Source organism: Solihabitans fulvus, from assembly GCF_008386585.1.
Classification (GTDB): Bacteria; Actinomycetota; Actinomycetes; order Mycobacteriales; family Pseudonocardiaceae; genus Solihabitans; species Solihabitans fulvus.
The window spans coordinates 79031-91717 of record NZ_VUOB01000072.1 but is presented as its reverse complement, the minus strand read 5'-3'; the positions used below and the strand labels follow the sequence as shown (position 1 = coordinate 91717).

Annotated in this window: 12 protein-coding genes; 9 read left to right on the top strand and 3 right to left on the bottom strand. The window is 72.0% G+C overall.

Features of this window, described 5'->3' with window-relative positions:
• Window positions 1-10: 10 nt before the first annotated feature.
• Entirely contained in the window at window positions 11-2776 is a 2766-nt protein-coding gene (locus F0L68_RS34510; protein ID WP_149854084.1) for an AfsR/SARP family transcriptional regulator, read from the bottom strand.
• Window positions 2777-3021: 245 nt separating this feature from the next.
• Between F0L68_RS34510 and pyrG the strand changes: the two genes are divergently transcribed.
• The 9 genes from pyrG (at window position 3022) to F0L68_RS34465 (ending at window position 10841) form a co-directional block, all read left to right on the top strand.
• Window positions 3022-4743: a CTP synthase gene (pyrG, locus tag F0L68_RS34505; protein ID WP_438672341.1), complete on the top strand. Its 1722-nt coding sequence runs from the start codon at window positions 3022-3024 to the stop codon at window positions 4741-4743.
• A complete protein-coding gene (locus F0L68_RS34500; protein WP_149854082.1) occupies window positions 4743-5375 on the top strand; it encodes an NUDIX domain-containing protein in 633 nt (210 codons plus the stop codon). The genes pyrG and F0L68_RS34500 overlap by 1 nt, the downstream gene beginning before the upstream one ends.
• Window positions 5376-5620: 245 nt before the next feature.
• Window positions 5621-6532, top strand: coding sequence for a site-specific tyrosine recombinase XerD (gene xerD, locus F0L68_RS34495; protein ID WP_188316990.1), 912 nt, complete (start codon window positions 5621-5623; stop codon window positions 6530-6532).
• Window positions 6533-6659: 127 nt separating this feature from the next.
• On the top strand, window positions 6660-6980 hold the full coding sequence (locus F0L68_RS34490; RefSeq protein WP_149854081.1) for an ArsR/SmtB family transcription factor: 321 nt from the start codon (window positions 6660-6662) through the stop codon (window positions 6978-6980).
• 98 nt (window positions 6981-7078) lie between these two features.
• Window positions 7079-8020 (top strand): ParA family protein, encoded by a 942-nt coding sequence (locus F0L68_RS34485; RefSeq protein ID WP_149854080.1) that lies wholly within the window; start codon window positions 7079-7081, stop codon window positions 8018-8020.
• Window positions 8017-8400: a hypothetical protein gene (locus F0L68_RS34480; RefSeq protein WP_149854079.1), complete on the top strand. Its 384-nt coding sequence runs from the start codon at window positions 8017-8019 to the stop codon at window positions 8398-8400. Before F0L68_RS34485 ends, F0L68_RS34480 begins: the two co-directional genes overlap by 4 nt.
• 65 nt (window positions 8401-8465) lie before the next feature.
• On the top strand, window positions 8466-9332 hold the full coding sequence (locus F0L68_RS34475) for a segregation and condensation protein A (RefSeq protein WP_149854103.1): 867 nt from the start codon (window positions 8466-8468) through the stop codon (window positions 9330-9332).
• Window positions 9329-10069, top strand: a complete 741-nt coding sequence (gene scpB, locus F0L68_RS34470) for an SMC-Scp complex subunit ScpB (RefSeq protein ID WP_223199388.1) — start codon at window positions 9329-9331, stop codon at window positions 10067-10069. The genes F0L68_RS34475 and scpB overlap by 4 nt, the downstream gene beginning before the upstream one ends.
• Window positions 10062-10841, top strand: a complete 780-nt coding sequence (locus F0L68_RS34465) for a pseudouridine synthase (protein WP_149854078.1) — start codon at window positions 10062-10064, stop codon at window positions 10839-10841. The genes scpB and F0L68_RS34465 overlap by 8 nt, the downstream gene beginning before the upstream one ends.
• A 28-nt stretch (window positions 10842-10869) precedes the next feature.
• Here F0L68_RS34465 and F0L68_RS34460 read toward each other — a convergent pair whose 3' ends face one another.
• Both F0L68_RS34460 and F0L68_RS34455 read right to left on the bottom strand, forming a co-directional pair.
• Window positions 10870-11559, bottom strand: coding sequence for an ABC transporter ATP-binding protein (locus tag F0L68_RS34460; protein ID WP_149854077.1), 690 nt, complete (start codon window positions 11557-11559; stop codon window positions 10870-10872).
• Window positions 11556-12617: an FtsX-like permease family protein gene (locus tag F0L68_RS34455; RefSeq protein WP_149854076.1), complete on the bottom strand. Its 1062-nt coding sequence runs from the start codon at window positions 12615-12617 to the stop codon at window positions 11556-11558. The genes F0L68_RS34460 and F0L68_RS34455 overlap by 4 nt, the downstream gene beginning before the upstream one ends.
• Between the last annotated feature and the right edge of the window lie 70 nt (window positions 12618-12687).

Sequence of the window (12687 nt, the reverse complement as noted above, 5' to 3'; positions counted from 1 at the left end):
AACCCAAGCCCTACCGTCCAACCCCCAAATCCCGAAGCTTGACTCGCACGCTCTCCGCGTCCCGATGGTTGATCTCGTCCATGATCGCCAACGCCTGTTCCCAAGCGTCCCGAGCCCCATTGAGATCCCCGGCCGCGAACTGCATATCCCCGATGTCGTCCACGATCAGCGCCTCGTTGTACCGATCCCCGGCCTCCCGATGCAGCTGAACCGCCGCCGAGTAGTCCGAGAGCGCCGCACCGACATCCCCGAGTTTTCCCTTGGAGTACCCCAAATTGCTCAGGGTCGCGGCCTCGCCGTGCCGGTTGCCCAGCTCACGGTGCAACGCGAGTGCCTCGGTCGCCTGCTCGATGGCCTCCCGATAGTTGCCGAGGTTGGCGTTGCACCAACTGGTGTCGCCCAACGCGCTCGCCTGTCCGGCGCGGTTGCCGGCCTCCCGGTAGAGGCCGGTGGCCAGTTCGGTGTGGTGCCGCGCCTCCTCGTACCGGTTCTGGCCGCCGAACGCCTGCCCGAGCATGCGGTGCGTCTGGGCCTGCCCGATCTGGTCGCCCAGTTCGGCGTACAGCTCGAGAGCCTGGCGGAGCCGTGACGTGGCCTCGTCGGTGTCGCCGAGCACCGCGCCCAGGGTGCCGAGGCTGCGCTGCGCCTGAGCTTGCCCGAGCAGGTCACCCAGCCGTCCCGCCGCGGCCAGCGCGGTGAGCTGCGTGGTCTCCCAGTCGTGCCAGTGTCCCTGCCGCCACAGGAAGGTCACCATCGTCCAGGGCAGCTGCCAGCCGTGCACGTCCAGGCCCGCGTCGACGGCGAGCCGCACGGCGCCCAACAGCACCGGGCGCTCGATCTGGAACCAGTCCCGCCCGTCCTGCTGCTCGGTCAACGGCTCCGGCGTCACCCCGTTCGCCAACGCGGCGAGTTCGAGCGGGGGCCGCGCCGGGTCGAGCAGCAGGGCGGCCGCGTGCGAGGTGTGCAGGTAGTAGTCGAGCAGCCGGGTCGTCGCGGCCCGCCGCTCGGCCTCGGGCTCGGTGTCCTGGACGGTCCGCTCCGCGTGATGGGCGAGCAGGTCGTGGAATCGGTAGCGGTCCAGCGCGGGCTGCTGGAGCAGGTGCACGTCGACCAGGTCCTCCAGCAGCCGCTCCGCGTCGGCGCGGTCGGCGTTGGCGAGCGCGGCCGCCGCGCCGGTGCCGAAGTTCGGGCCGGGGTGCAGGCCGAGCAGCCGGAACATGCGCTGCTGGTCGAGGGAGAGATGCTGGTAGGACAGCGTGAACGCGGCGGCGACGCTGCGGTCCCCGGTGGACAGCTCGGTCAGCCGCCGCTGCCCCTCGCGCAGCCGCTCGGCGAGGTGCGCGACCGTCCAGGCCGGCCGCGTCCGCAGCCTGGCGGCCGCGATCCGGATGGCCAGCGGCAGGTGGCCGCACAGCTCGACGACGTCGTCCGACGCCTCGGGTTCCTCGGCCACCCGGTCCCGGCCGGCGATGCGGGTGAACAGGTCGAGGGCCTCGGTCGCGGACAGCACGTCGAGCGACAGGGTCCGCGCGGTCTCCAGGTCGGCCAGCCGCCGCCGGCTGGTGACCAGCGCGAGACACCCCGCCGCGCCGGGCAGCAGCGGACGGACCTGGGCGGCGCTGGCGGCGTTGTCCAACACCACCAGGGCCCGCCTGCTGGCCAGCTCGGCCCGCCACAGCGCCGCCCGCTCGTCCAGCGTGCGCGGGATCTTCTCCGCCGGCACCCCGAGGGCGCGCAGCAGCGTGTCCAGCGCGGCGCGCGGCTCGGTGGCCTCCTGGTCGGTGGTGTGGCCGTGCAGGTCGATGAACAGCTGCGCGTCGGGGTAGCGGTCGGCCAGCTGGTAGGCGGCGTGCACGGCGAGGGTGGTCTTGCCGACGCCGGCCATGCCGTCGATCGCCTCGATCACCACGGCCCCGGCGGCGGCCCGGTCGGGCAGTGCGGCCACCAGCCGAGCCAGCTCGGCCTCCCGTCCGGTGAAGTCGGCGATGTCGCCGGGCAGGTCGTTGCGGCCGTCCTGTCGTTCGGCCGGCACCGTCGCCAGCTCGGCGTCGCCGCACAGGATCCGCTGGTGCAGCTCCTGGAGGTCGGGGCCGGGGTCGATGCCCAGCTCGTCCGCGAGCGTCGCGCCGATCTCCCGGAATGCCTGTAGAGCCTCGGCCGCCCGGCCCGCCCGGTACAGGGCGAGCATGAGGTGGCCGTGCAGCCGTTCCCGCGTCCGGTGCAGGTCGACCAGGTCGCGCAGCTCGGGGACGAGTTCGGCGTGCCTGCCGAGCGCGAGGTCGACCGCGACGCGCTCCTCCAGCGCGGTCAGCCGCTCCTCGGTCAGCCTGGTGACGGTGGCGGCGAAATAGCCGCCCTGCGCCCCGTCCAGCGCCGTGCCGCGCCACAGCCGGAGCGCCGACTGGAACTCCTTGGCGGCCGCGTCGAGCCTGGTCGCGGCGCGGCCCTGCTGCACGTGCCCCCGGAACGCCGCCAGGTCCAGCTCGTCCGGCTCGACCCGCAGCCGGTAGCCGGAGGTGAACGTGAGGCGCTGGCCGGCCGACGGCTCGACCGTGTTGAGCGTCCGGCGCAGCCGGAAGACGAGCGTCTGCAACGCCGCGCCCGCGTTGGGCGGCGGGTCCTCCGCCCAGACCGCGTCGACGAGCTGTTCGACGGGAACGACCTGGTTGGCGTGCAGCAACAGCGCCGACAACAGGGCGAGCTGCCTGGCGCCGGCCAGCCGCGCCCGGCCCTCCGGTCCCCACGCCTCGACCGGTCCCAGGATCCGAAACTCCATCGCCGCCCCCTGTCGCTGACCGGCCAGTTGCACCTTGTCCCGGGCCAGGGACCATTCTCCGCTGCGGCGACCGGCGGCCGGTCACTGGGCCGTCCGGGTGACACGCCGGAAGGTGATATTCGCGGCCGCCGCAGGCCGTGCGGTCCACCAGGTGTTAACGTAAAAGCCCGTGGGTAGGTGAGGGCCGACGTCCTCCCGCAGGTATCCGCATCCAGTTCGGACATGGACCACGGGGAGCTTCCTTGGTGCTTCAAGCACGCACGACCAAGCACGTCTTCGTCACAGGGGGCGTGGCGTCTTCACTGGGCAAGGGGCTCACCGCTTCCAGCCTCGGTCAGTTGCTCACCGCGCGCGGGCTGCGGGTGACGATGCAGAAGCTGGACCCGTACCTCAACGTCGATCCCGGCACGATGAACCCCTTCCAGCACGGCGAGGTGTTCGTCACCGAGGACGGCGCGGAGACCGACCTGGACATCGGCCACTACGAGCGGTTCCTCGACCGCTCCCTGTCCGGCGACGCCAACGTCACCACCGGTCAGGTCTACTCCCAGGTGATCGCCAAGGAGCGGCGCGGCGAGTACCTGGGCGACACGGTCCAGGTGATCCCGCACATCACCGACGAGATCAAGTCCCGGATCAGGGCGATGGCCGAGCCGGACGCCGACGGGCTGGTGCCCGACGTGATCATCACCGAGGTCGGCGGCACGGTCGGCGACATCGAGTCGTTGCCGTTCCTGGAGGCCTGTCGGCAGGTTCGGCACGACGTCGGCCGGGACAACTGCTTCTTCCTGCACGTCTCGCTCGTGCCCTACCTCGCGCCGTCCGGCGAGCTGAAGACCAAGCCGACCCAGCACTCCGTCGCGGCGCTGCGCAACATCGGCATCCAGCCCGACGCGATCGTGTGCCGCGCGGACCGGGAGATCCCGGACGGCCTCAAGCGCAAGATCGCGCTGATGTGCGACGTGGACACCGAGGCCGTAGTGGCCGCGCCGGACGCGCCGTCCATCTACGACATCCCGCGCGTGCTGCACGGCGAGGGCCTGGACGCCTACGTGGTGCGCAGGCTCGACCTGCCGTTCCGCGACGTCGACTGGACCGTGTGGGGCGACCTGCTCGGCCGCGTGCACGACCCGTCGGAGACGGTCCGGATCGGCCTGGTCGGCAAGTACGTCGACCTGCCCGACGCCTACCTCTCGGTGACCGAGGCGCTGCGGGCCGGCGGGTTCGCGCACCGCGCCAAGGTCGAGGTCGTGTGGGTGCCCTCCGACGAGTGCGAGACGCCGTCCGGTGCGGCGCACGCGCTGTCCGGCCTCGACGGCGTGCTGGTGCCGGGCGGCTTCGGCGTCCGTGGCATCGAGGGCAAGATCGGCGCGATCACCTACGCCCGCACCAGGGGCGTTCCGCTGCTCGGGCTGTGCCTCGGCCTCCAGTGCATGGTGATCGAGTCGGCCCGCAGCCTCGCCGGCATCGCCGACGCCAACTCGGCGGAGTTCGAGGAGAGCACCGCCAACGCGGTGATCAGCACGATGGCCGACCAGCAGGACGTGGTGTCCGGGCAGCGCGACATGGGCGGCACCATGCGGCTCGGCGCCTACCCCGCCACGCTGCTGGCCGGCTCGGTCGTCGCCGGCGCCTACGGGACCACCGAGGTGTCCGAGCGGCACCGGCACCGCTACGAGGTCAACAACGCCTACCGGGACCGGCTCAGCAAGGCGGGGCTGGTGTTCTCCGGCACGTCGCCGGACGGCAGGCTGGTGGAGTTCGTCGAGCTGCCGGCCGACAAGCACCCGTTCTTCGTGGGCACCCAGGCGCACCCCGAGCTGAAGAGCAGGCCGACCCGCCCGCACCCGCTGTTCGCGGCGTTCGTGAGCGCGGCGCTGGACTACCTCGCCGCCGACCGGCTGCCGGTCGAGCTGCCGGAGAAGGCCAGCACCGGCAAGGTCTCCGCAGCTCCGGCCAGCGTCTGATGGCGGCAGCGGCGGGCAGCCACGAGTTCCGCACGGTCGAGAGCCGCGACGGCTACGTCGGCCGCGTCATCGCGCTGCGGGTCGACGAGGTGCTGATGCCAGGTGACGGCACCGCGCGGCGCGAGGTGATCGAGCACTACGGCGCGGTCGCGGTCGTGGTGCTCGACGAGGACGGCAACGTGGTGCTGATCCATCAGTACCGGCACCCGCTGGGCCGCAGGCTGTGGGAGCTGCCGGCCGGGCTGCTCGACGCGGCCGGCGAGAGCGACGTCGACGCCGCTCGCCGGGAGCTCGCCGAGGAGGTCGGTCTCGCCGCGGCGGACTGGTCGGTGCTCGTGGACGTCGCGGCGTCGCCTGGCTTCACCGACGAGGTCGTCCGGGTGTACCTGGCGACCGTTCTGTCCACTGTGGACAGGGATATTTCGTTGGGAGACGAGGAGACCGACCTCGTGATCGAGCGGTTCCCGATCGCCGAGGCCGTGCGGATGGCGCTGGCCGGCGAGATCGTCAACGCGTCAGCGGTGGCGGGCCTGCTCGCCGCGCAGGCGGTGCTGTCGGGAGTCGGACAGTCCCGGCCGGCGGACGCGCCGTGGCCCGACCGGCCGCACCGCTTCGCCGACCGACACCGTTAGAGCGTCGTTGGCCTGTCGCGGCCGTCAACCGGGTGGGGAGTCCTAAGCTCACCCGGTTGGCGGCGCGACCTGCCGCCGCGCAAAGGAGGCCGGTGGGATCGCTTCGGCAGAACGCGGCGGAACCCGACAACACACCGGGGCCCGACAACGCACGAGGCCCCGACAACGCACTCGACAACGCACGAGGCCCCCGCAGGGCGCCAAGATCCGGCAGGGCGGCGGAACCGGCCGAGGTGGCGCCCGCGCTGCGCGCGGTGCTGGCCGGCTACCTCGACCACCTCGCCGTCGAACGCGGCACGGCCCGCAACACCCTGGACTCCTACGCCAGGGACCTGCGCCGCTACCTGGAGCACCTCACGGCCCACGGTGTCGCGGAGTTCGGCGCGGTGGCCGAGGCGGACGTGAGCTCGTTCCTGGCCGCGCTGCGCGAGGGCGACGCGGACCGGCCCCCGTTGGCGGCGTCCTCGGCGGCCAGGGCGCTGGTCGCCGTGCGCGGGCTGCACCGCTTCGCGCACCGCGAGGGCATCGTTGAGCAGGATCCGGCGCGCGAGGTGCACCCGCCGAGCCCGCCGCGCCGGCTGCCCAAGGCGCTGCCGGTCGACGACGTGCTGCGGCTGCTGGACCTGCCGGCCGGCGACGACCCGAGGGCGCTGCGCGACCGCGCCCTGCTCGAGATCCTCTACTCCAGCGGTGCCCGGATCTCCGAGGCCGTCGGCCTCGACCTCGACGACATCGACGCGGGGGAGCGCACCGCCCTGCTCGACGGCAAGGGCGGCAAGCAGCGGCTCGTGCCGATCGGCCGGCCCGCGTTGCAGGCCCTCGACGCGTATCTGGTCAGGGCGAGGCCGGCGCTGGCGATCAAGGGGCGCGGCAGCCCCGCGGTGTTCCTCAACGCGCGCGGCGGGCGACTGTCTAGGCAGAGCGCCTGGCAGGTGCTCAAAACGGCGGCCGATCGCGCCGGAATCAGCGCGGTTGTTTCCCCGCACACGTTGCGTCACTCCTTCGCCACCCACTTGTTGGAAGGTGGCGCGGATGTTCGAGTGGTGCAGGAGTTGCTCGGTCACGCATCGGTGACCACGACGCAGGTCTACACGCTCGTCACGGTCAACACCCTGCGCGAGGTGTACGCGACGGCCCATCCAAGGGCCGTCGGCTAGCCAGGGTCCAGATGTTGCAGCCCGACCTCGCGGCCCGGGAACATCAGTGGTTGTGGGGCGGGCGCGGTGAGCCAGACCCTCGCCGGGGGGTCGGAAATGGCGCAGTGCGGCGGAAGGACCGACACAAGTGGCGAACCTTGACGAACCAGTGCGGGCGGAGATCGAGATCGCCGGAGTGCTCCACGCGTTGAGCGATGCGACCAGACTCACGGTGATCCGACAGATCCAGGACGACGGCGAACGGCTCTGCGGCTCGTTCGAGGTCGGCGTCGCGAAGTCCACACTGTCCCAGCACCTGCGGGTGCTCCGCGAGGCCGGCGTGACCAGGACCAGGTGTCGAGGCAACCAGCGCTGGGTCTCGTTGCGCCGCGACGACCTCGACGACCTGTTCCCCGGACTCCTCGATGTGGTCCTATCGGCGGTCAGCCAGATGGAGGTCGCCAGCTGACCTGGCGGGTGTGGTCACGGCGAGGCGCGTTGCCGCTGTCAACAAGGCCGCTTAGGCTCGCTCCGACCGGTCGGAGGACTACAAGGAGTCAGGTCACCATGTCGACACCGCAGCCATCCGCCGAGCGGCGGCCGCGCGGTGCCTCGGTGGACTTGAGCCTCGCCCCGCACGCCGCGCCGGCCGATGAGGACGTGGTCGAGCAGAAGGAAGGCGAGATCGGGCCGACCGGCAGGCCACTGCGCTTCATCCCGGAGCCGCCGCTGATCGCCCACCACGGGCCGGCGAAGGTGCTGGCCGTGTGCAACCAGAAGGGCGGGGTCGGCAAGACGACCTCGACGATCAACCTCGGCGCGGCGCTCGCCGAGATCGGCAGGCGGGTGCTGCTGGTCGACTTCGATCCGCAGGGCGCGCTGTCGGTCGGGCTCGGCATTCAGCCGCACCACCTCGACCAGACGATCTACAACGTGATCATGGAGCGCGAGGTCGACGTCGAGAACGTGATCATGCGCACCAACGTCGCCGACATGGACCTGCTGCCGAGCAACATCGACCTGTCCGCGGCCGAGGTGCAGCTGGTCGCCGAGGTCGGCAGGGAACACACCCTGGTCCGCACGCTGCGGCCGGTGATGGACCGCTACGACTACGTCCTGGTCGACTGCCAGCCCTCGCTCGGCCTGCTCACCGTCAACGCCCTGGCCGCCGCCGACGGCGTGCTCATCCCGCTGGAGTGCGAGTTCTTCAGCCTGCGCGGGGTCGCGTTGTTGATAGACACCATCGAGAAGGTCAGGGAGCGGTTGAACCCGAAGCTGGAGATCACCGGCATTCTGGCGACCATGTACGACCCCCGCACACTGCACTCACGAGAGGTCATGGCACGAGTGGTCGAGGCGTTCGGCGAGGTGGTGTTCGACACCGTGATCAACCGCACGGTGCGGTTCCCGGAGACGACGGTCGCCGGCGAGCCGATCACGAGCTGGGCGCCCCGCTCGTCCGGAGCGAAGGCGTACCGCTCGCTCGCCCGCGAGGTGATCGCCCGGTGACTCGGCGTCCCTCGCTGCCGGGCGCCGCCGAACTGTTCCGCCCGACCAGCCTGCCGCACGCGCTCGCCTCGGTAGAGTCGACCGCTGCACCGGAGACCACCCCGGAGCCCCGGCGGCCGGAGCCCGACACCGCGACGCCACGGCGCGGCACCGGGCGCCAGAAGCACGACTCGAAGATCACCGTGTACGTCTCGGACGAGGAGCTGCTCGACTTGGAGCACGCCAGGCTGTCGCTGCGGGCGCAGCACGCCCTCGCCGTCGACCGAGGCAGGGTGGTGCGTGAGGCGGTGGCGATCATCCTCGCCGACCTCGAGGAGCACGGCGAGGACTCGTTGCTGGTACGGCGGCTGCACTCGGGGCGCGAGCGCGGCTCGCAGTGACCGAAGAGCAGGTCGGCAGTGACGCGGGTGAGCAGGGAGCCGAGGTCGACGCGACGACACCCGCGCTGGAACCCGACGTACCGACACCGGCACCCGACGCGGCACCGGAGCCCGAGCCGGAACCGGCGGCCAGCGGCCGGTTCACGGTCCGGCTGACCAACTTCGAGGGCCCGTTCGACCTGCTGCTGCAACTGATCTCGCAGCACCAGATGGACGTCACCGAGGTCGCGCTGCACCGGGTGACCGACGACTTCATCGGCCATCTCCGGTCGATGGGCGACGACTGGGACCTCGACGAGACCACCGAGTTCCTGGTCATCGCCGCAACCCTGCTCGACCTCAAGGCGGCGCGGCTGCTGCCGCAGGGCGACGTCGAGGACGAGGACGACCTCGCCCTGCTGGAGGCGCGCGACCTGCTGTTCGCGCGGCTGCTCCAGTACCGGGCCTACAAGCAGGTCGCCGCGCTGTTCGGCGAGCTGGAGGCCGGCGCGCTGCGCCGCTATCCACGGTCGGTCGCGCTGGAGGACCGGTACGCCGGCCTGCTGCCCGAGGTGATGCTCGGCGTCAGCCCCGACCGGTTCGCGGTGCTCGCGGCCGCGGTGTTCCGGCCGAAGCCGCCGCCGACGGTGTCCCTCGCCCACCTGCACGTGGCCAGGGTGTCGGTGCGCGAGCACGCCGCGGTGCTGCGGCTGCGGCTGGCCGAGCTCGGCACCGCGACGTTCACCGAGCTGGTCGCCGACTGCGAGCACACACTGGAAGTGGTGGCCAGGTTCCTCGCGCTGCTCGAGCTGTACCGGGAGAAGGTGCTCGCCTTCGACCAGGACGAGGCGCTCGGCGAGCTGGTCGTGCGCTGGGTCGGCGGCAGCGTCGAGCAGGCCGCCGCCGAGGCCGAGCTGGACCGCGCCCTGACCGACGATGAGGAGTACGGGTGACCGAGCCGTTCGCGCCGGGAGACGCGGCGCAGGACGCTGTGCCGGAGGTGCCGGCGGAGCCGACCCCGCAGGAAGGCGCCCTGTTCGCGATGCCGGCAGCCGTGCCGGAAGCTATGCCGGAAGCGGTGCCGGCCACCGAGGGTGTGCCCGACGCCGACGGCGTGGTCCCCACCATCGGCGGCCAGGTCATGGACCTGACCGAGGACTCGGCGTTGGAGAGCGCGCTGGAGGCCTTGCTGCTGGTGGTGGACTCCCCGGCCGCCGAGGACCTGCTCGCCGGGGCGCTCGAACAGCCCGTCGCCAGGGTCACCGCGACACTGCGGCGGATGTCGGCCGGGTACGCTGAGGCCGGCCGAGGCATCGACCTGCGTCGAGTCGGCGACGGTTGGCGGTTCTACACCCGTGATCGCTACGCCCCGTACGTGGAGAAGTTGCTGCTCGACGGCCAGCGGGCGAAGCTGACCAGGGCGGCGCTCGAATCCCTCGCGGTCATCGCCTACCGGCAGCCGGTGACCAGGGCGCGGGTCGCCGCCGTGCGCGGGGTGAACGTGGACGGAGTGATCCGTACGCTGCTGGCCCGCGGCCTGATCGAGGAGACCGGCACCGACCGCGACACCGGCGGGATCCTCTACCGCACGACCGAACTGTTCCTGGAGCGGTTGGGGCTGTCCTCGCTCGAGGACCTGCCGCCGATCGCTCCCCTGTTGCCTGAAGTGGATGCGATCGACGATGTCTGAGCGGACCGGCCGAACTTCTGGATCCTCTGCCGAGGAGGAGGGCGTCCGGCTACAGAAGGTGCTCGCCCAGGCGGGCATCGCCTCCCGCCGCGCCTCGGAGGAGTTGATCGCCGAGGGCAGGGTCAGTGTGGACGGCAAGGTCGTCCGCGAGCAGGGCAGGCGGGTCGACCCCGTCAACGCCGTCATCCACGTGGACGGCATGCGCGTGGAGATCCGCGAGGACATCGTGCACCTCGCGTTCAACAAGCCCAAGGGCGTGCTCACCACGATGTCCGACGACGAGGGCAGGCCCTGCGTCGGCGACTACGTCAGGGAGCGGATGGAGTCCGGCGGCCCCCGGTTGTTCCACGTCGGCCGGCTCGACGCGGACACCGAGGGCCTGCTGTTGCTCACCAACGACGGTGACCTCGCGCACCGGCTGATGCACCCGTCCTACAACGTGCTCAAGACCTACCTGGCCGAGGTGCCCGGCCCGGTCGCCAAGGACGTCGGCAAGCGGCTGCGCGCCGGCGTCGAGCTGGAGGACGGCCCGGCCAGCGTCAACTCGTTCAAGCTCGTCGACTCGATGCCCGGCAAGGCCCTGGTCGAGGTCGTCGTGCACGAGGGTCGCAAGCACATCGTCCGCAGGCTGCTCGAGGCGGTCGGCTACCCGGTGCAGAAGCTGGTGCGCGTCGCGATCGCCGGCGTGCAGCTCGGCAACCAGCGCCCCGGCGCGATCCGCAAGCTCAACCGCGTCGAGGTCGGCAACCTGTACAACGCCGTCGGTCTGTGAGCAGTCGTGAGTGGACAGTGACGCCGCGCTAGCGCCGCTGTCCACTCACGAGCTCGGACAGCACGCCGTCGCGCAGGTCGAGCACGCGGTCGACGGCCGCGAGGCTGGCCAGGTCGTGGCTCACCAGCACGGTCGCCACCGCGCGCCGCCTGGTCACCTCGGCGAGCAGGTCGATCACGGCCTGCCCGCGCGTGCGGTCCAGCGCGGAGGTCGGCTCGTCCACCAGCAGGACGGCGGGCTCGTTCATCAGCGCGCGGGCGATGCCGACCCGCTGCCGCTGCCCGCCGGAGAGCTGGTGCGGCCGCTGCCCGGCGACCTCGGCGAGCCCGAGTTCGCCGAGCAGCTCGGCGGCCCGCTCCCTGGCCGAGTCCGGCCGGCGGCCGGCCAGGTGGGCGGCGGCCAGCAGCTGGTCGGTCGCGGTCAGCGAGGGCAGCAGGTTGGCCTGCTGGAACACGAACCCGATCCGCTCCCGGCGCATCGTGGTGCGCTGGGCCGGCTTCAGGTCCGTCGCGTCCGTCCCACCCAACAGCACCCGGCCGGCGTCCTGGCGCAGCAGCAGGCCCGCGACCGCGAGCAGGCTGGACTTGCCCGACCCGGACGGGCCGGTGACCGCGGCGAGCTCACCGGGCTCGACGGTCAGCGACACGTCGTCGAGCACGGTCCGGCGCTGGTCGCCGTCCGGGTAGCTGAGGCGGATTCCTTGCAGGACAAGGCTCATCGTGCTGCTCCAAGGGCGTTGATGGCGTCGACGGAGGTGATGCGGCGGACGGCGATGGCGGCCCCGAGCACGCCGACGGCGACCATCAGCGCGAGCGGCACCAGCGTGGTCGTGACGTCCACCTGGAACGGAACCGCTTGCGCGGCAAGGACTCCGAGACCGGTCGCCACGCCGGCGCCGGCGATCCCGCCGGCCAGCAGGACGACGATCGCCTGGGTCAGCGCGTCGCGCACCAGATAGCCGTTGCTCGCACCGATCGCCTTCAACACGGCAAGGTCCGGTGCGCGCTGCACCGTCCACACCGTGAAGAACGCCCCGATCACCAGGGCGCTGACCGCGAACAGCAGCACCTGGATCAGCGTGAGCGAGCCGTTCTCCGCCTGGTAGGAACCGACGGCGGACAGCGCGGCCGAACCGCTCTTCGTCACGGTGCGCGCCGCAGCGTCGCCGGCCGCGAGGTCCGCGCCGGAGTCGGCGTTCAGGGCGATCACGCTGGCGTAGCCGCCGCGCGCCGCGTCCAGTTTCCGCCAGTCGGCCAGCGGCAGCCACACCACCGGGGTGTGGCTGAAGGACACGGCCGTCGCGGCGGGGGTGACCGAATAGGACAGTCCGCCGAGCTCGGCGCGGCCGTCGCGGTACTTGTCGGTCAGCGCGGTGCTCGCCACGATCCGGCCGTCGGCCAGCGACGGCGGTGCGATGCCGCTGCCGGGCTCCGCGCCGAACGCGGTGACCGCGACCTCCTGGCCGCCGATGCGCAGCCGCGCGGGCGCGATGCCGAGCGGGTTCGCCTCGGCCACCCCGTGCTGGCCGGCCCACCGGCGCACCTGGTCCGCGTCGACGCGGCTGTCGGCGACGTTGAGCTGCTGGCCGGCGGCCGGCGTGCCGAACGCGAACGCGGTGGTGGCTGGCAGGTCCCTGACGCCGGAGACCGACTCGCGGGCCAGGCCCGAGGTCAGGCCGGCGAGCAGCACGACGAGCAGGGTGATCAGCGCGACGACCGCGCCCATCAGCGCGAACCGGCCCCTGGCGAACCGGAGATCTCGTAGGGCAATGAACATGACGCTCCTTCTGGGTTCTGCCATCCACGATGGCCGCGCGCCCGGCCGCGCACATCGCCGCCAGGACTGG